Raw genomic sequence first — 19,763 nt, forward strand, 5'->3', positions numbered from 1 at the left:
TTAATGAGCTTTACTACAATACTGTTTTTTACTTTTGTAGTAATAGTTGGTATTCAAGCTGTATACTACCTTATTTTTCTTTTTTCCTTTTCTATTAAGAGGCCAGAAACACAAATAAAAAAGCATGTTCCAGTTTCTGTCATTATCTGTGCAAAAAATGAAGCAGAAAACTTAAAGCAGAATCTTCCTCTAGTTTTAAATCAAAACTATTCAAACTTTGAAGTAGTTTTAGTCAACGATAGTTCTTCTGATGAAACATTAGAAGTGATGAAGCAGTTTAAAACTAATTATGGTAATGTAAAACTTGTTGATGTTAAATCTATTGAAGCCTTTTGGGGAAATAAGAAATATGCACTCACACTTGGCATAAAAGCTTCTAAACACGACTTTTTAGTGTTTACTGACGCAGATTGTAAGCCAAGATCCAATAAATGGTTAGCTCACATAAGCAGTAAATTCTCTAATCAGAAAGCTATTGTTCTAGGATACGGTGCTTATGCCAAAAAGCACTTTTCATTGTTAAATCAACTTATTAGGTTTGAAACCGTAATGACAGCTTTACAATATTTTTCATATGCCAATCTGGGAATACCATATATGGGAGTTGGCAGAAATATGGCTTACAGAAAGGAATTATTTTTTAACAATAATGGTTTTAACAGTCACATGACCATAAAATCTGGTGACGACGATTTGTTTATCAATGAAATTGCCGATACTAAAAATACTGCTATCTGTACCTCTAAGGAAAGTTTTACAATTTCTGAATCAAAAAGTTCTTTTAAAGACTGGATTATACAAAAACGCAGACATGTCAGTACAGCTAGCTTGTATAAAACTAAGCATAAGTTTCTTTTAGGTGTGTTCTATACATCGCAACTATTATTCTGGGTTTTGGGTATTTTACTATTCATATTGAGTTATGATTGGATATGGATTGTAATGCTAATTACTTTACGATTTATAGTTCAACTTTTAAGTTTTGGATTTACAGCTAAAAAACTAAATGAAATTAATCTTATCTTTTTAGCACCTTTTCTAGAATTATTTTTAATTACTACACAATTAAGTATCTTTATTGCTAACCTTATATCTACACCAAAACATTGGAAATAATAGACGCAATTAAAAAAGCCAAACAGAATGACCAAATTGCGTTCAATTTTCTTTTGGATACCTTTTGGAATGAGGTGTATAAATTTCAACTTAAGCGTACAAAAAATGAAAATGACGCTGAAGATATTACCATTCAAACATTTTCCAGAGCTTTTGACAAAATAAATACCTATAATGAAGATTATAAGTTCAAAACTTGGTTGATTACCATTTCAAAAAACATCCATATTGATTTAATTAGAAAGCAGAAAAAAACAATTAGAAATACATCTAAAGACGATAACGAGCGTTACTTCGACATTGTTGACGACTCACCTACTCCAGAAGATAAGATTATAACTGAGCAAAATCTTGCCAAGCTTTTAAGAGATATCAAAAAATTAAAACCTCATTATCAAGAAATCATTAACTTAAGGTATTTTCAGGAGTTTAGTTACAAGGAAATATCCCATGAATTAAACGAACCTATTAACAATGTAAAGGTAAAATTACTCAGAGCAAAAAAATTATTGGCAGCTATCATTACTAAAACATAATGCTTTCTATGCTTAAAAAATTAGGGCCTGGATTATTATTTGCTGGTGCAGCTATTGGTGTTTCGCATTTGGTACAATCCACAAGAGCTGGTGCCGACTTTGGGTTAGGACTGCTTTGGGCGCTTTTACTTGTCAATTTATTCAAATATCCTTTTTTCCAGTTTGGACCAAGATATGCTTCTGCAACAGGCGAAAGTCTATTAGAAGGTTACCATAAGCTAGGTAAAGGCATCCTTATCGCTTATTTTGTACTAAGTTTAGCGACAATGTTTACCATTCAAACTGCTGTTACCATTGTTACAGCTGGTTTAGCAAATTCACTTTTTGGAGATATTAGTGTTTTAAACTTTGGTATTGATGGTATTAGCAGTATAGAAATTTGGACTGTTATTATATTATTAATCTGTTTGCTCATACTTTTCTTGGGCAAGTACAGAACTCTAGACAAGTTGATCAAAGTCATTATTATCGTACTCACCATAAGCACTTTAGTCGCCGTTTGCTTTGCGTTTGTAGAGTTTGACAAACCTATTTCCTTGGTTCAAATATTACCAGAAAACCCTACTGAAATTGCTTTTCTTATTGCTTTTATGGGATGGATGCCTGCTCCATTGGATATTTCGGTTTGGCATTCCATTTGGGCAATAGAAAAGAAAAAGGACGAAGGTGTGTTTTCTCCAAAAACAGCATTACTAGACTTTAATATAGGTTTCCTTGGTGCCATAATTTTAGGGTTTGCTTTTGTTTGTCTGGGCTATTTTATAATGTTTGGCAATGGTAATACCTTTAGTGATAAAGCAGCAATTTTCTCAAATCAGCTTATTGACTTGTATACTAAAAGCTTAGGAGATTGGGCTTACATAATTATTGGTATAGCTGCTTTCACCACTATGTTTAGCACAACTATTACCACTTTAGACGCATCACCAAGAGCTATGACCAAAAGTCTAGAAATACTCTCTAATGAACCAAAAAAGAATGGCTATCTCCATTGGATTTTAATTTTAGCCATTGGTACTATTTTTATCTTTTTTGCTTTGGCTTCAGAAATGGGTCTATTGATTAAAATAGCAACCATCCTTTCATTTATAACAGCCCCTTTTTATGCTATTATTAATTACAAGTTAATTTCCAGTAAGCATACACCGAAAGATTGGAGACCAAGTATAGGGCTTCATGTTTTATCATGGTCTGGTATTGCTTTTTTAGTTGGCTTTAGTATCTGGTATCTTAGCTTTCTGTAAACCTTTTTAATTATTTACTTCGTATCTTTGCTTTCTCGAAAATGAAAATGTATGGAAACCAAAGTAGCTTCAAATATTTTACCCGAACGCAAACCAAAATGGTTACGAGTTAAGTTACCTACTGGTAAGAAATACACGGAACTCAGAAGTCTTGTAGATAAATACAAACTCAATACGATTTGCACCTCAGGAAGTTGCCCAAATATGGGAGAATGCTGGGGAGAAGGTACTGCAACATTTATGATTTTAGGAAATGTCTGTACACGTTCTTGCGGATTTTGTGGGGTAAAAACCGGAAGACCAGAAACCGTAGATTGGGATGAACCAGAAAAGGTAGCACGATCAATCAAAATCATGCAAATTAAACATGCGGTTTTAACAAGTGTGGATAGAGACGATCTTAAGGATATGGGAAGCATTATGTGGGCAGAAACGGTTAAAGCCGTTCGTAGGATGAATCCTGAAACGACACTTGAGACTTTAATTCCAGATTTTCAAGGTGTCGAAAAACATATAGACCGTATTATCGATGTGGCTCCAGAGGTTGTTTCACATAATATCGAAACCGTGAGACGATTAACGCGAGAGGTTCGTATACAAGCTAAATACTATCGTAGTATGGGAGTTTTAAAATACTTAAAACAACAAGGACAGCGCAGAACCAAATCTGGTATTATGTTGGGCTTAGGTGAAACAAAAGATGAAGTCATCGCTACGCTTCACGACCTTAGAGACAATGACGTTGATGTGATAACTATAGGTCAATACCTTCAACCTAGTAAAAAACACTTACCTGTAAAACGGTTTGTTAATCCTGATGAATTTGATGAATATAAAGCTATAGGTCTAGAATTAGGATTTAGACATGTAGAAAGTAGTGCTTTGGTAAGATCTTCGTACAAAGCACAAAAACATATTGACTAATGATTAAGGTTGCCATAAACGGGTTTGGTAGAATTGGCCGACGTGTGTTTAGGTTAGCACTTCAACATCCACAGATAGAAATTATAGCTATAAATGATTTGGCAGACGCAAAAACCCTAAGTCATTTATTAAAGTACGATAGTATTCATGGCGTTCTAAACGAAACTATTTCGTACGACCATAATCATATTATCGTTAATGAGATTTCTATCCCTTTATACAATGAGGATCATCCCAAGTCTATTGATTGGTCATCAGCACAACCAGATTTTGTTATAGAATCAACAGGAAAATTCAAAACCAAATCAGAATTACAAAACCATATAAATAATGGTGCGCAATGTGTAGTTTTATCCGTTCCTGCGTTAGATGATGATATTAAGACTATAGTTCTTGGCGTAAATGACCACAGCATGGATGGTTCTGAAACCATCATATCCAATGCATCTTGTACAACCAATAATGCTGCACCTATGATTGCTTTAATCAAAGCGCATTTCGGTATAAAGCAAGCTTACATTACAACTGTACATTCTTATACGACAGATCAAAGTCTGCACGATCAACCACATCGCGATTTGAGACGTGCCAGAGCTGCCGGACAATCTATAGTACCAACCACTACAGGTGCGGCTAAAGCACTGACCAAGATTTTTCCCGATTTATCTGATGTTATTGGTGGTTGTGGCATAAGAGTACCAGTAGCTAATGGTTCGCTTACAGATATTACCATTAATGTTGAAAAACATACAACCATACAAGAGGTTAATGCTGTTTTTGAAGAAGCTTCAAAATCCCAATTAAAAAAGATTCTTGAATATACGGAAGATCCCATTGTTTCCATTGATATCGTTGGTAATTCACACTCATGCATTTTTGATGCACAGATGACATCTGTAATCGGAAATATGGTCAAAATAGTAGGTTGGTACGATAATGAAACCGGTTATAGTCATAGAATTTTAGATTTAATTTGCGATTTATCGGATAAAAAAGCACTTTTGTCGAATAAATAATTATATTTGTTAAAATAAAGTGAGCTGAAATGTCCCGAATCAAATATTACATATTTGTTTTTTTAGCGTGTTTTTGCAGTCTGATTTTCGCACAAACAAACAGTGTTGAAGATGCAGACTTGCTATCTATGAGGATACAAGAGCGCATTACCCAAGCAAAATTAGAGAGTGATCGCGGAGACTACTACAACGCTTTAGGTAATCTTGAAAAAGCACTTGTAATTGCCGAAAAAATTGATGATAAGACCAATCAGGGTAAAATCCATACCAAAATTGCTAAAGTTCGTTATCTGGTAGGTGAAACAGATAAAGCCAATATTTCATTAAATAAAGCGCTTCAAATTCAACGAGATATTGATGACTATGGCAATCGTGCTATCAGTTATAATATTAAAGGTGTTATACTTAGCACAAAAGAAGAATACGATAATGCTCTTGAATATTTTAAGTCAGCAAAAAATTTATTTGAACAGGAAGGTTTAGAAGAATATATTTCTGAAGTTACCCTAAACGAAGCGAAAGTATACATCTCGCTAAAGCAGTTCGATAAAGCCAAATCTCAACTCGATAAAACAATAATTATTGCTAAAAAGTATGAGCAAAAGAGAAGACTCAGCAGTGCTTTAATAGAAAGCGGTAAGGTTTCCAGTGCTCTCAACAACAGTGATTTAGCATTGACCCAAGCCGAAGAAGGACTTTCAATTGCTAAAGCTTATAATATTTTAGAAAATATTAATGAAGCATATTTAACATTGAGTGCTATTCATAAAGCTAAGGGAGACTATAAAAACTCTTACGATTTTATTACCAAGCATATCAAACTATCTGATTCAATTTTAGATGTTAAGCGCGAAAATTTAGCACCTGGTATTACAGGTAAATACATCTACAAATATAAGGATGCTCAAAATGCACAGTTGAAGCAACAGATAGACGAAGTTAGCGCTGAAAGTAATTTTACAAGAATTACTACCATACTTAGTATTGCGTTAATTACAATTTTATCTTTATTAACCCTATCACTTTACAAAAACAACAACATAAGGCTAAGAACCAATAACATGCTACAAACAAAAAATGATGAATTTATTGTAGCAAAAGAGAAAGCAGAATTGGCTTCTAAAACAAAGGCAAATTTCTTATCCACTGTAACGCACGAGTTGCGTACACCTTTATATGCAGTTACCGGTCTTACCAACATGCTTTTAGAAGAGGATCCTAAAGAACATCAAATACCGCATTTAAAGTCATTGAAATTCTCAGGGGATTACCTATTGACCTTTATAAACGATATCCTTCAAATCAATAAAATTGAAGCTAATAAAGTTGAGTTGGACCCAGAGGTGTTCAACCTTAAAAATAAACTCGAAAATATAATCTCTGCACTTAGCAATTCTGCTAAAGATAATGATACAAACCTACATTTTGACTATGAAGACGGTTTGCCAGAATCCTATAATGGCGACCAATTAAAAATTTCCCAAATCTTAATTAACCTACTTGGAAATGCTATTAAATTTACAAAAGATGGAGACATCTGGGTAAGAGCGTACAAGATTGACCAAAAGGACAATATGTATACACTACGCTTCGAAATTGAAGATAATGGCATTGGTATTACAAAAGAAAAACAAGACCAGATGTTTGATAGCTTTTCTCAAGGCTCTGTACAAATCAACAGAAAATATGGTGGCACAGGTCTTGGCCTATCTATTGTAAAAGGACTTATTAAAATTCTGAAAGGTAAAATCTATTTAAAGAGTGAACTTGGCAAAGGCACAACATTCTTTTTTGAAATTCCTTTAGAACACGTTGAAGAAGTTAAAGCACCTAAAGTAGAAGAAATTAAAAAATCTAATAAGATGGAAGATTTGGATTTAAGCGAAGTTAAAATTTTGATTGTCGAGGATAACAAGATCAATCAAATGATTACCAAAAAGATTCTCAATAAAATGGGATTGAACTGTGACGTGGTGGATAATGGTGAAGCTGCTGTAGAGCAAGTTAAATCAAATGATTATAATGTGGTATTAATGGATATTCATATGCCGGGTATTAGCGGTTTAGAAGCTACAAAAATCATTAGAACTTTTGACAAGGATTTAACCATTTTTGCGCTTACAGCTGTAACCATTGAAGATAAAATGCAAGAATTTGGAGAAGCTGGCTTTAACGATATTATTTCTAAACCATTTAAAAAGGAAGATTTTGAAACCAAGCTATATGATGTACTTTCCGGGAAAGAAGTAGTTTCTAGCTTCTTTTAATTAACAAATGTACTAATAGCCCTTTCCAAATCCTTAGCAATATCAATTTTTATTTGAATTGGTAAATAATACAAGTTCTCGTCTAAACTTTCATTATTAGATAGCCTTACATAATCCTTTTCGGTAGTTATAATAAGTCCTCTTTTTTCTAGCATTTCAATATCTGATGGTTTAAAACTGTAATGATCTGGATATTCAATATGATTAAAATCCAACCTTTTGTTTTTTAAAAATTCAACTAGAGGTCTTGCATTAGCAATTCCGGTGACCAATGTAAATTTAGGAAGTGAACTCAATTTAAGCTCATTTGTCTTAGAAATTACTTTTTCAGAATAGTCAATATAACTAAAGGCAACCTCTTGATGCTTTCTTATTTTTAACCGTTGTACTATTCTAGTTTTTTCGACTTCAGATATATCTTCTGGGCATTTCGTAACTATAATTACATCTGCTCGTTTAGCACCAGAGCGTGGCTCTCTTAAATTTCCCGTAGGCAAAACTATATCTTCATAGTAAGGTTTATGGTAAGCCGTCAATAGAATATTGAATCCCGCTTTTACTTTTCTATGTTGGTAGGCGTCATCTAACAAAATAACTTCTGGTTTAATCTCTAACGACATTAACTCTTCAATACCATTTTGGCGATTGCCATCAACCGCTACCTTAATATCTCTAAATTTTTTAAAAAACTGATACGGTTCATCACCAATAGTATCAGCTGTAGCATTTTCATCAGCTAAAACAAAACCATCCGTTATGCGTTTATAGCCTCTGCTTAAAGTGGCTACAGATTTCTGATCCTTCAATAACCGAATTAAGTATTCAATCATGGGTGTTTTTCCTGTACCGCCAGTGCTAAGGTTTCCAACACAAATAATCGGAAGATCAAAACGCTTGGAAGACTTAATACCTTTATCGTACAACCAATTTCTAAGCCAAGTTACAGTATAGTAAATTGGCACAATTGGGAACAATATGGTACGGATAAATTTCAAGAGTACTAAAATATATTATTTTTGAAACAAATATACACTTATGACTGTTCAAGATGTAATTAATCAACTACATGATTTAGCACCACTAGCCTATGCCGAAGATTTTGATAATGTTGGGCTTCTAGTAGGCAATAAAAACCAGGCCGTTTCAGGTGTCCTTGTTACACTAGACACGCTAGAAGCCGTAGTAGATGAAGCCATAGAAAACAATTGCAATCTCATCGTTAGCTTTCATCCAATTATTTTTAAAGGTTTAAAAAAGCTAACGGGCAAAACGTATGTAGAACGTGTGGCTATAAAAGCCATTCAACATAACATTGCTATATTTTCAATTCACACGGCTTTAGATAATGCTTTACAGGGAGTTAATTCAATTATATGCGACCAATTAGAATTAAAAAACAAACAGATTTTAATACCCCAATCAGGAACCATAAAAAAACTGCAAACTTATGTTCCCAAAAGTAATGCTGAAGCTTTACGGATGGCTTTATTCGATGCTGGCGCAGGTAGTTTGGGGAATTATGAATCCTGTAGTTTTAATGTAGAAGGAGAAGGTACTTATAAAGGCAACGAAGATTCTAATCCCGTAATAGGTAAAAAAGGAAAGTTACATTACGAAACTGAAACCGCTATCTCAGTTACTTATAAAAAACATTTAGAATCCAATGTACTAAAAGCACTTTTTAAAACACATCCTTATGAAGAAGTCGCTTACGAAATCACAACATTAGACAATACCAACCAAAATATTGGCATGGGGATGCTTGGTGAACTCAAAAATGAAATGGATGAAGTTGCATGTCTTCAATATATAAAGCATAAAATGAATACAGAATGTGTGAGACATTCTAAACTATTGGATGAACCTGTAAAAAAGATTGCTGTTTTGGGAGGTTCTGGTAGTTTTGCCATTGGTGCCGCTAAAGCTTCTGGTGCAGATCTTTTAGTAACTGCCGACCTAAAATATCATGACTTTTTTAGTGCTGAAAATGCTATTGTTTTAGCAGATATTGGACATTATGAAAGTGAGCAGTTCACAAAATCATTTTTAGTAGACTATCTCTCAAAAAAAATTACTAATTTTGCAGTCATTTTATCAAAGACAAATACAAATCCGGTAAAGTATTTATAATTATGGCAAAGAAAAAGGCTGAAGCTACTGTAGAAGAACGATTAAGAGCGTTATATGATTTACAATTAATTGATTCTAGAGTAGATGAAATAAGAAATGTCAGAGGTGAGCTGCCTTTAGAAGTTAGAGATTTAGAAGATGAAGTTGAAGGGCTGAACAAAAGATTAGAAAAACTAAATGACAGTCTTGTTGTTATTGATGATGAGATTAAAAGCAAAAAGAATTTAATTGAAGAAGCCAAAGCTTTAATTAAAAAATATAGTGAGCAACAAAACAATGTTAGAAATAACAGAGAATATAACTCATTGACCAAAGAAATTGAGTTTCAAGAATTAGAGATTCAATTAGCTGAAAAGCACATAAAAGAATTTAAGGCTCAGATAGAACAAAAGAAAGAAGTTATTTCTGAAACAAAGGATAAATTAAAAGATCGTCAAACACACCTAAAACACAAAAAGGGAGAATTAGATGAAATTTTAAAAGAAACCGAAAAAGAAGAAGAAGCTCTTTTGGATAAGTCTGAAGATTTTCAAAAGAAAATTGATGAGCGTTTGGTAAAAGCATATCTGAGAATTAGAAACAATGTTAAGAATGGCTTGGCAGTTGTTGCTATTGAGCGTGGAGCTTCAGGTGGTTCTTTCTTTACTATTCCGCCTCAAGTACAAGTGGAAATTGCATCTCGTAAAAAAGTTATCACAGATGAGCATAGTGGACGTATTTTGGTTGATGCCGCTTTAGCTGAGGAAGAAAAAGCAAAAATGAATAAGTTATTTGCTAAACTTAGTAAATAAGTATCTTAATATAGATAGAAAAAAGCCTTCACGTTTTGTGAAGGCTTTTCTATTTAAAACAATTTATTAATAACAATCCTCATGCACCTTAGCCACGGCTCTACCAGAGGGATCGTTCATGTTTTTAAAAGCTTCATCCCATTCTAAAGCAATTTTGGTGCTACAGGCCACACTTGGCTCTTGAGGAACACTTAAAGCAGCAGCATCACTTGGAAAATGACCTTCAAAAATGGTTCGGTAATAATATTCCTCTTTATTTTGTGGTGTTTGTATTGGGTAACGGAAATGTGCACTAGCCATTTGCTCATCAGAGATTTCGTCTTCAACAAGTACTTTCAATGTATCAATCCAGCTGTAACCTACCCCATCGCTAAATTGCTCTTTTTGTCTCCAAACAACACTTTCTGGCAACATATCTTCAAATGCTTTACGTACCACCCATTTTTCCATACGCTCTCCATTAATCATCTTATCTTGTGGGTTGATGCGCATTGCAACATCCATAAACTCCTTATCCAAGAATGGGACACGGCCTTCAATTCCCCAAGCTGCTAAGCTTTTGTTTGCCCTTAAGCAATCGTACATGTGCAATTTGCTCAACTTACGTACAGTCTCTTCATGAAATTCTTGTGCATTTGGTGCTTTATGAAAGTAGAGATAACCTCCAAACAATTCATCTGCACCCTCGCCAGATAGTACCATTTTAATTCCCATAGACTTTATAACACGTGCCATTAAATACATTGGCGTGCTTGCCCTTATGGTGGTAATATCATAAGTTTCAAGCTGATAAATAACATCTTTGATAGCATCTAAGCCTTCTTGGATAGTGAACTTGATTTCGTGATGAACGGTACCAATATGGTCAGCCACTTTTTTGGCTGCTGCTAAATCTGGAGAGCCTTCCAGTCCAACTGAAAAACTATGCAATTGCGGCCACCACGCCTTTTCTTTATCATCAGCTTCAATACGTCGCTCTGAATATTTCTTTGCAATAGCAGATGTCACCGATGAATCCAATCCGCCTGATAGCAATACGCCATAAGGCACATCACTCATTAACTGTCTGTGTACAGCATCTTCCAAAGCTTGTCTAACTTCAGTGATACTTGTTTCATTCTCTTTTACGGCATCATAATCTGTCCAATCGCGCTTGTACCACTGTACTAATTCGCCATCCCTACTACTCATGTAATGGCCAGGTGGAAACAATTCAATTTTTGTACAAACACCTTCCAAGGCCTTTAATTCGGAAGCCACATAAAACGTACCGTGCTTGTCCCAACCCATATATAATGGAATAATTCCCATATGATCTCTGGCAATAAAGTATTCCTCTTTATCTACATCATAAATAGCGAAACCAAAAATACCATTCATATCATCTATAAATTCATGGCCTTTTTCTTTATACAAAGCCAAAATAACCTCACAATCACTTTCGGTTTGAAATTTATAATCAGGAAATCGAGAACGTAATTCTTTATGGTTATAAATTTCACCATTGGCTGCTAAAATCAACTTTTTATCTTCACTGAATAAAGGTTGCTTTCCTGAAGCAGGATCAACAATTGCCAAGCGCTCATGAGCCATAATCACTTTTTCATCATTATAAATACCACTCCAATCTGGCCCACGATGTCTTATGGTCTTTGCCATCTCTAAAACTTGAGGCCTTAATGTTTCTGATTTCTGTTTTATATCAAACGCACATACTATACCGCACATAACTTTTTGTTTTTATTTTGAATGCGACTTTGATTACACTCAGTCTAACACTCATTTGTTATTAATTATGAAGCAAATATGATACTAAACTTTCAATTATTAAACACAAAATACCTAATTAGTTATATTTTAAAACTAAAAATAACGAATAACTAAAATAATAAAACTACAATTGAAAAAATTGAAAGTTTAGCTAATAATCTGTAAACTTTAGTATTTCTTTTCGACCACAAATCGATAAGGACATATTTTAATAAAAAAAACACCATATTTATGAAAACCACACGACTAATCACAACCGTTACTTTAGCATTCTTAATGCTACTCTCATTTAATGCAGAAGCACAAAACTTCAAAGGCTTGGACAAAAGTCCTATGGATGGGGCATCGTACCCTAGCGACTATAAAGTATCAGACAAACTCATTAAGATTGTTTACAGTAGACCTCAATTAAAAGGTAGAGATGTAAACAAATTAGCAAAACCTGGCAAAGTTTGGAGACTCGGAGCTAATGAAGCTGCCGAATTACACGTATATACAGATATGAAACTTGCTGGAAAGGATGTTAAAGAAGGCACTTATACAGTATATGCCATACCAGGAGAGACAGAATGGACCGTTATTGTAAGCGCTGACCTTAATGTATGGGGAAGTTATTTCTATAACGAAAAAAATGATGTAGCAAGAGTTACAGTACCTGTTACCAAAGGAGAAGAATCTTTGGAAGCTTTTTCAATAGCTTTTGAAAAATCTGATAATGGCGTACACATGCACATGGGATGGGGAACCGTTAGAGTTGCCGTACCATTTGTAAAGGGTTAAGCTAGAAGCTAAAAAAAAAGTTCCGAAGGTTTTAACCTTTCGGAACTTTTACATTTAAATGTTAAACCAAAATCTTGGCCAATATCTACTAAGGTATATTTAAATATTTATGTGTTTGCAATGACACTTTCCATTTAGGATTATCCATAACATAATCCACTATTTGAGGCATCATCTTTTCGCGTTTACTCCATTCGGGTTGCAAATAGAGAATACAATTATCATTGACTTTCGTTGCCTGATCTTCTGCAAATTTAAAATCATCTTTATTATATACGATGCATTTTAATTCATGAGCTTCAGCATAAATTTCTTCAGTTGGTAACTTCACTTTTTTAGGTGATAAACAAATCCAATCCCATTGACCTGTTAACTTATAAGCTCCAGAAGTTTCAATATGCGTTTGTACCCCTTTGGCTTTTAACTGTTCCGTTAATGGTCCCATATCCCAAGTTAAAGGCTCACCACCAGTTACTACGATAATATCGCTATATTTTATGGCATTATCAACGATTTTTGTTGTCTCAGTTGCAGGGTGTAATTCCGGTAACCAACTTTCCTTAACATCGCACCAGTGGCAACCAACATCACAGCCTCCTATTCTTACAAAATAAGCAGCAGTTCCCTTATGATAACCTTCCCCTTGAATGGTATAAAACTCTTCCATTAAAGGTAATAAGTGACCTTGATCTATTAATTGTTGTCGCTCTCTTCTTGTCATAGTTGACAAAGATAGTTATTAAGTGCGAAGTGTAAAGTCTAAAAACGATAAGTAAGCGTCTTAAAAATTAAAAAACACTTTAAACTTTGTACTTAACTCGATAATGGAGATTTAAACACCGCAAACATACTTTGAAATTTTAGGACTTTTACATTACCAACCCCGTGAGTTTACTCCGAGGTAGTTTGCTAAAATTACATTATTTTTATGCAAATTTTCTGATTGATGACGAATTCTGATAAATTCATAAAAGACATAGCCGAAGGCAATACTTTTAAAGGTGATTATATCACTTTAGGCGCTGCAATGTTAGATGGTGAAACCAAAACGAATGCTTATGTAAATGTACCTTTAAAAACTATGAACAGACATGGCTTAATTGCTGGTGCCACAGGTACAGGGAAAACGAAGACATTGCAAGTCTTAGCTGAAAACCTTTCGGAAAAAGGAGTTCCTGTTTTGTTAATGGACATTAAAGGGGATTTAAGTGGTTTGGCAAAACCAAGTCCAGGGCATCCAAAAATTGATGAACGTCACGAAAAAATAGGTTTACCTTTTGATCCAAAATCATTTCCTGTTGAAATAATGACACTCTCTGAGCAAGATGGCGTACGGCTACGTGCTACCATTAGCGAGTTTGGACCTGTTTTAATTTCAAGAATATTAGGAGTCACTGAAACTCAAGCTGGAATTATATCGGTTATTTTTAAGTATTGTGACGACAATAAACTTCCACTTTTAGACTTAAAAGATTTTAAGAAAATGTTACAATATGCAACTAATGAAGGTAAGAAGGAATTTGAGGAAGCCTATGGTAGAATTTCTACAGCGTCGACAGGAGCCATCCTTAGAAAACTTATTGAAATTGAACAACAAGGTGGTGATTTATTCTTTGGTGAAACCTCTTTTGACACCCAAGATCTGTTACGGATCGATGAGAATGGCCGTGGTTATATTAATATTATTAGACTGACTGATATACAAGATAGACCCAAGTTGTTTTCTACATTTATGCTGAGTTTATTGGCAGAAATTTATTCAACATTCCCAGAACAAGGAGATAGTGGTAGACCAGAGCTTATTATGTTTATAGATGAGGCACATTTAATTTTTAATGAAGCTTCAGATGCCCTTTTAAACCAGATTGAAAGCATTGTAAAGTTAATTCGCAGCAAAGGTGTGGGTCTATATTTTGTAACACAAAACCCGACAGATGTTCCCGAAGCCGTTCTCGGACAGTTAGGGTTAAAAGTTCAGCATGCCCTAAGAGCATTTACGGCAAAAGACAGAAAAGCGATTAAGCTAACTGCGCAAAACTATCCTGACACTGATTATTATGACACTGCTGAAGTCTTAACATCTTTAGGAATTGGAGAAGCCTTAGTATCTGCATTGAACGAAAAAGGGAAACCTACCCCATTGGCAGCAACAATGATGCGTGCACCAATGAGCCGAATGGATATTTTAACTGAATCCGAACTTAGCGCACTATTAGCTCAGTCTCAACTTGCAAGAAAGTACAACAAGGAAGTTGATAGAGAAAGCGCTTACGAAATGCTCAATGAAAAAATAAAACAAGCTGAGGCTGAAGAGGCTCAACAAAAAGCCAAGGAAGAAAAGGAAGCACTAAAACGTGCGGAAAGTAAACGAAAATCCCATTCAACAAGAAGGCGCAGCAATAGACAAAATCCAATTGTTAAGGTGCTGTCTAGCCCAACTGTAATACGAAGCGTTTTGGGAATACTAACTAAAATGTTAAAATAGATTAAGCCTTAAATCAAAACTATGAGAAATATACTTTTTGCATTACTAATATGCACATTATTAGTGATGAGTTGTACAAAAGATACAAAGCCTAACCCCTTTTTAATAAATAAGACTCACATAGGTTTATTAACAGATTCTACCCAAGTGAAAGAATTAGATTCTGTATTCATTAACGATTCTGTGGTACGTTACATTGCTGGCGATGAATTTGCAGGTTCAATCAATACCATAGAGATTTTTGAAAAAGGAGGAAAAAAGTTATTGGACCTTTCCCCTAAAGAAGCTTTAGATTCTACATCAGTAATTTCCAGTGTTCGTATTATTGACGAGCGTTATAAAACAGAAAAGAACATATCTACTTTGAGTACGTTTAAAGCTATCAAAGAGGCCTATACGATTTCTAAAGTTGATAATTTGATAAATTCTGTTGTTGTTTCTGTAAATGAAATCAATGCGACATTTACCATTGACAAAAAAGAATTGCCTGGAAGTTTACGGTTTAATATGGAAGCCACTATAGATCCTGTTCAAATTCCTGAAAAAGCCAAGATAAAATTCTTTATGGTACATTGGTAGGATTCCATAAGCCATATAGAGCAGTAGAAGATTACATTAATACATCAGTTGCAGTAAATACTTAGATACAATATAATTATTCATGGTAAACAAAAAAAAGTATAAAGTCCAGACTTCACCATTTGTTGTACCAACACATGATGGTAAACTTATTGAAGAACATTTTGGTTTGGCAAGTGACGGTAATTCTAGTATCAGTATTGCTCACATGGTTGCTCCCCCTGGCTGGAGTGAACCATTTCAAACACCAGAATTTGATGAATATACATTTATAATCAAAGGAAAAAAACAATTCATCATAGAAGATGAAACCATTATCCTTAAAGCTGGGCAATCCATAAAAGTTAATAGACATACAAAATTGCAATACTCTAACCCATTTACAGAGCCTTGCGAATATATTGCTATTTGTTTACTTGCATTTTCAATGGATTCCGTAAATAGAGAAAACCAATAACATGAGTAGTTTTGTTATAAAATCCATTGGCAATGCTTTAAACGCAACGAGCCTAATTTCATCTAAGTACGCTTCAAAAAAAGCTTTAAATTTATTTGCATCACCACGAAAAGGACGTTACACTGAAGAACAAAAAAAAGTTGTCAATTCAGCTTTATCCGAAGAGGCTTCGTATGATGGTCTAAATATCGCCACCTACCGTTGGAATGGTAAGGGTAAAACTGTTTTGTTAGCTCATGGATGGGAAAGTAATGCCTCACGTTGGGATTATATTTTAGAGGATTTAAAAGCTAAAAATTATAACATTATTGCACTGGATGCGCCAGCTCATGGACGGTCTAGCGGAAAGCAATTTAACGCTGTTTTGTATTCTGAATTTATAAATGTTGTAGCACAAAAATTTCAGCCAGAAATAATTATGGGACATTCTGTTGGTGGTATGGCCAGTGTATTTTTTATGTATAATTACCAACCAGATTCGGTTAAAAAAATGATTTTACTTGGTGCACCTGCCCATTTCACGGGAGTCTTTTCCAGATACAAATCGATGATGGGCTACAATAGACGTATATCTAATGGTTTAGATAGAATTGTATTAGAGCGTTTCGGTAAATCAGTTGATTACTTCTCAGCAGCAAACTTTACCAAGGCCATGGATGCCAAAGGGTTAATCATTCATGATAAAAAAGATAAAATTATTCCTTACGAAGATGCACAATTGTTTGCTAACCGCTATAAAAACTCTGAATTGGTCAGTACTGTAGGTTTTGGGCATGGGCTTAAAGACCGATCTTTGACACCAAGGATTATTGAATTTATTGATTTATAAATATTATCCAGATGAGATTTTTTACAACCATCTTTCTTATCCCCTTTGTGATGTTTTTTAGTTGCAATCATAAAGAAAAATCAACAAAAAAACCTAGTGATTTTAATTCCGTAAAGATCGTCGGACAAATGAAAGACGTCATGTGGAAAGGTGAGCTGTTTGGTAAAATAAATTTGGATACCATATCAAACACAAAAGGGCTTTACGGACTTGGCCCAAAATCTTATTTAAGTGGAGAAATTCTTATAAATAATGGTAAAACTTATATCTCAAAGGTTCTATCTGATTCTACGATGATAGTTGAGGAAAACAATAATGTTGAGGCTCCATTTTTTGTTTATTCTAACGTTACTGAATGGAATATAAAAAGACTACCTGATTCCTTAAAGTCAATTGCACAACTTGAAAAATACATAACAGAAGCATCAGAAAAGATTAAAAAACCATTTGCTTTTAAGCTTTATGGAGACGTTTCTAAAGCTACTATACATATTCAAAACTTACCCGAAAACACTAAAGTTTCTTCGCCAAAAGAAGCACACCAGGGGCAAACAAATTACAATATAGAAAATAAAGATGTTGAAATTATTGGTTTTTTCTCTAAAGATCATCAAGGCATATTTACACATCACGACTCTTTTTTACACATGCATCTTATAACAAGAGATTTAAAGAAAATGGGGCATTTAGACGACGTGATTTTTAACGAAATGACTTTATTTTTGCCAAAACCTTAACTGAATTTACATCGATAATCTTTATCGTACTTTTGTATCATGTCAGACAATCTAACAAGACTTAACAAATACCTTAGTGAAGCAGGCTATTGCTCACGTCGTGAGGCTGACCGCTTAATCGATGCCGGACGTGTAACCATTAATGACGTGATCCCAGAAATGGGGACCAAAGTAGCACCCGAAGATGTCGTTAAGGTTGATGGAGAAATTATTGGAGGGCGAAAAGAGGACTTTATCTATTTAGCATTTAACAAACCTGTAGGTATAGTTTGTACCACGGATACACGTGTAGAAAAAGATAACATCATCGATTACATTGATTACCCTAAGCGGATTTTCCCCATTGGTCGCTTAGACAAACCTAGTGAAGGCCTAATACTTTTAACCGATGATGGTGATATTGTCAATAAAATTCTTCGCGCTAGTAATAATCACGAAAAGGAGTATACAGTCACCGTTGACAAGCCCATTTCCCAAACATTCATTCAACGTATGGCTGGAGGTATTTATATTGAAGAACTGGGAAAGCGTACCAAAAAATGCGAAGTCAAAAAAATTGATAAATACACGTTTAGCATTATTCTTACCCAAGGCTTAAATCGACAGATTCGTCGTATGTGCGAGTATTTAAACTATGAGGTACAAACACTAAAACGTGTGAGAATAATGAATATTAAACTCGATACACCTATTGGAAAATATCGAGAGCTTACCAAAGAAGAGTTTAAAACACTAAGCAAACTTATTAGTGATTCTAAAAAAACCTTTGACCCTAAACAACCTACTTCGCGAAGGAAAAGACGTTAATTAAATCTTAATTATCCGACATGGTGAATTATCCTTATTAACTTTAAGGAAACTAACTCATCATGAAATTAATACTGCCTTTCCTATTACTATTTTCTGTCCTCAGTTTTTCTCAAAACGATTATTCCGTTTCTGACACTCATCCTTTTGGGTTACCTAATCCTGAAGCACCAAAACAAATTAAAGATTTTGAAGGCTTAATCGGCAAATGCAATTGCAAATCTGTATCCAGAAAACAAGACCAATCTTGGGCAGATCCTGTTGACATGACTTGGGAGTGGAAATACATAATGAATGGTATGGCAGTACAAGACGAAACTATAAAGTCTGACGGAAAGCATTCTGGTAGCATTCGTCAGTTTATAGCAGACAGCAGTAAATGGTACGTTCATTATTATTCTTCCAACTCACCTTCTACAACCTTGCCGACTTGGGAAGGGAGTAAAACCGATACTGGTAACATCGTCTTATATCGCAATCAAAAAGCACCTAATGGCATGGAAGGTTATTATAGATTAACATTTTATGATATAAACGACTCAGGTTATAAATGGATTGGTGAATGGACTGACAAAACCGAAAAAGTCTCCTTTGCTACATGGAAAATTGATTGTAAAAGAGAGACAAAAACCGAATCAGATTTAGATATCATAAAGAAAAACACTTTGGCATTCTCAAAAGCCTATATGGATGGCGATATAAATACCTTAGTACATATGTACACAGAAGATGGTAAGATATTCCCCAACAATAGAAAAATTATGGCTGGTAAAACAGATTTATTGTCGTATTGGACCATTCCAGAGGGTGTTAAAATTCTTCATCACAAAGTAACCCCTTCCGAAATTAATATTGAAAATGACACAGCTTATGATTATGGGTATTACGAAGGAAAAACTCTAACTGAAGATAAAAAGGAAGTGTCTTGGCAAGGCAAGTACATTATAGTTTGGAAAAAAATTGACGGAGATTGGAAAATATACTTAGATATTTGGAATAATGTTATCAACTAACACAAAACGGTTTTAGTAAATATTTATAATTCTATACTTTAGTAAGTGTCATTTACTTACATTGTTTAACATGCAACAAACACCGTCTTTTGATACATGGACTTCTGGATTTCTATTTGCAGTTGCTATGGGGGTTTTTCTATTCTTCATTTTAATAGCAAATAGGCAAAAACGTAATTATCCTATTGCATTTTTAGTATTATCCTTTTCAACCATTTTGTTTTGTTACGTGCTCTATTGGACAAGATACCATACAGTCATAACTTACCTAAATTCGCTTCA

The 19,763-nt window shown here is 34.3% G+C and carries 19 protein-coding genes; 16 read left to right on the forward strand and 3 right to left on the reverse strand.

From position 1 onward, the window contains the following. The first annotated feature begins 3 nt into the window (after positions 1–3). The 6 genes from KCG49_RS12355 to KCG49_RS12380 all read left to right on the forward strand — a co-directional run bounded on the left by KCG49_RS12355 (position 4) and on the right by KCG49_RS12380 (position 7,103). Positions 4–1,116, forward strand: a complete 1,113-nt coding sequence (locus KCG49_RS12355; RefSeq protein ID WP_218546909.1) for a glycosyltransferase — start codon at positions 4–6, stop codon at positions 1,114–1,116. Next, the gene (locus KCG49_RS12360; RefSeq protein WP_218546910.1) at positions 1,107–1,652 is read left to right on the forward strand and encodes an RNA polymerase sigma factor; all 546 of its coding nucleotides are present in this window, start codon (positions 1,107–1,109) and stop codon (positions 1,650–1,652) included. Before KCG49_RS12355 ends, KCG49_RS12360 begins: the two co-directional genes overlap by 10 nt. Further along, entirely contained in the window at positions 1,652–2,896 is a 1,245-nt protein-coding gene (locus KCG49_RS12365; RefSeq protein WP_218546911.1) for an Nramp family divalent metal transporter, read from the forward strand. The genes KCG49_RS12360 and KCG49_RS12365 overlap by 1 nt, the downstream gene beginning before the upstream one ends. Positions 2,897–2,947: 51 nt before the next feature. Beyond that, positions 2,948–3,820 (forward strand): lipoyl synthase, encoded by an 873-nt coding sequence (gene lipA / locus KCG49_RS12370; RefSeq protein ID WP_218546912.1) that lies wholly within the window; start codon positions 2,948–2,950, stop codon positions 3,818–3,820. Beyond that, complete coding sequence (gene gap, locus KCG49_RS12375) at positions 3,820–4,836, forward strand: type I glyceraldehyde-3-phosphate dehydrogenase (RefSeq protein WP_218546914.1); 1,017 nt, start codon at positions 3,820–3,822, stop codon at positions 4,834–4,836. Before lipA ends, gap begins: the two co-directional genes overlap by 1 nt. 128 nt (positions 4,837–4,964) lie before the next feature. Beyond that, positions 4,965–7,103, forward strand: a complete 2,139-nt coding sequence (locus KCG49_RS12380) for an ATP-binding protein (RefSeq protein ID WP_256259993.1) — start codon at positions 4,965–4,967, stop codon at positions 7,101–7,103. Here the strand turns inward: KCG49_RS12380 and lpxK are convergent. Then, entirely contained in the window at positions 7,100–8,098 is a 999-nt protein-coding gene (lpxK, locus tag KCG49_RS12385; RefSeq protein WP_218546917.1) for a tetraacyldisaccharide 4'-kinase, read from the reverse strand. The two genes, KCG49_RS12380 and lpxK, sit on opposite strands and share 4 nt — an antisense overlap. Positions 8,099–8,138: 40 nt before the next feature. Here lpxK and KCG49_RS12390 point away from each other — a divergent pair, with 40 nt between their 5' ends. Next, positions 8,139–9,233 carry a Nif3-like dinuclear metal center hexameric protein gene (locus KCG49_RS12390; RefSeq protein WP_218546919.1) on the forward strand — a complete coding sequence of 365 codons (1,095 nt, stop codon included), beginning with the start codon at positions 8,139–8,141 and terminating at the stop codon, positions 9,231–9,233. 2 nt (positions 9,234–9,235) lie between these two features. After that, complete coding sequence (locus tag KCG49_RS12395) at positions 9,236–10,024, forward strand: zinc ribbon domain-containing protein (protein WP_218546920.1); 789 nt, start codon at positions 9,236–9,238, stop codon at positions 10,022–10,024. Between the two features lie 66 nt (positions 10,025–10,090). Here KCG49_RS12395 and asnB read toward each other — a convergent pair whose 3' ends face one another. Continuing rightward, the gene (gene asnB / locus KCG49_RS12400; protein ID WP_218546921.1) at positions 10,091–11,752 is read right to left on the reverse strand and encodes an asparagine synthase B; all 1,662 of its coding nucleotides are present in this window, start codon (positions 11,750–11,752) and stop codon (positions 10,091–10,093) included. A 273-nt stretch (positions 11,753–12,025) separates the two neighbouring features. On the opposite strand from asnB, the gene KCG49_RS12405 reads away from it, so the two are divergent. Beyond that, positions 12,026–12,574, forward strand: a complete 549-nt coding sequence (locus tag KCG49_RS12405; RefSeq protein WP_218546922.1) for a DUF2911 domain-containing protein — start codon at positions 12,026–12,028, stop codon at positions 12,572–12,574. Between the two features lie 88 nt (positions 12,575–12,662). Here KCG49_RS12405 and KCG49_RS12410 read toward each other — a convergent pair whose 3' ends face one another. Further along, positions 12,663–13,295: a 7-carboxy-7-deazaguanine synthase QueE gene (locus KCG49_RS12410; protein ID WP_218546923.1), complete on the reverse strand. Its 633-nt coding sequence runs from the start codon at positions 13,293–13,295 to the stop codon at positions 12,663–12,665. 225 nt (positions 13,296–13,520) lie between these two features. Here KCG49_RS12410 and KCG49_RS12415 point away from each other — a divergent pair, with 225 nt between their 5' ends. From KCG49_RS12415 to KCG49_RS12445, 7 genes are all read left to right on the forward strand, one after another. Then, positions 13,521–15,059, forward strand: coding sequence for a helicase HerA-like domain-containing protein (locus tag KCG49_RS12415; RefSeq protein ID WP_218546924.1), 1,539 nt, complete (start codon positions 13,521–13,523; stop codon positions 15,057–15,059). A 21-nt stretch (positions 15,060–15,080) separates the two neighbouring features. Continuing rightward, positions 15,081–15,638 carry a hypothetical protein gene (locus tag KCG49_RS12420; RefSeq protein WP_218546925.1) on the forward strand — a complete coding sequence of 186 codons (558 nt, stop codon included), beginning with the start codon at positions 15,081–15,083 and terminating at the stop codon, positions 15,636–15,638. 82 nt (positions 15,639–15,720) lie between these two features. Then, positions 15,721–16,095 (forward strand): cupin domain-containing protein, encoded by a 375-nt coding sequence (locus tag KCG49_RS12425; protein ID WP_218546926.1) that lies wholly within the window; start codon positions 15,721–15,723, stop codon positions 16,093–16,095. 1 nt (position 16,096) lies between these two features. Next, entirely contained in the window at positions 16,097–16,924 is an 828-nt protein-coding gene (locus KCG49_RS12430; protein ID WP_218546927.1) for an alpha/beta fold hydrolase, read from the forward strand. Positions 16,925–16,935: 11 nt separating this feature from the next. Beyond that, positions 16,936–17,661 carry an acetolactate decarboxylase gene (locus KCG49_RS12435; RefSeq protein WP_256259995.1) on the forward strand — a complete coding sequence of 242 codons (726 nt, stop codon included), beginning with the start codon at positions 16,936–16,938 and terminating at the stop codon, positions 17,659–17,661. A 39-nt stretch (positions 17,662–17,700) separates the two neighbouring features. Continuing rightward, positions 17,701–18,468 carry a 23S rRNA pseudouridine(2604) synthase RluF gene (gene rluF, locus KCG49_RS12440; protein ID WP_218546928.1) on the forward strand — a complete coding sequence of 256 codons (768 nt, stop codon included), beginning with the start codon at positions 17,701–17,703 and terminating at the stop codon, positions 18,466–18,468. 62 nt (positions 18,469–18,530) lie between these two features. Beyond that, positions 18,531–19,481 carry a YybH family protein gene (locus KCG49_RS12445; protein WP_218546930.1) on the forward strand — a complete coding sequence of 317 codons (951 nt, stop codon included), beginning with the start codon at positions 18,531–18,533 and terminating at the stop codon, positions 19,479–19,481. The last annotated feature ends 282 nt before the right edge of the window (positions 19,482–19,763 follow it).

The sequence above is a fragment of the Winogradskyella luteola genome, from assembly GCF_019203985.1.
Taxonomy (GTDB): domain Bacteria; phylum Bacteroidota; class Bacteroidia; order Flavobacteriales; family Flavobacteriaceae; genus Winogradskyella; species Winogradskyella luteola.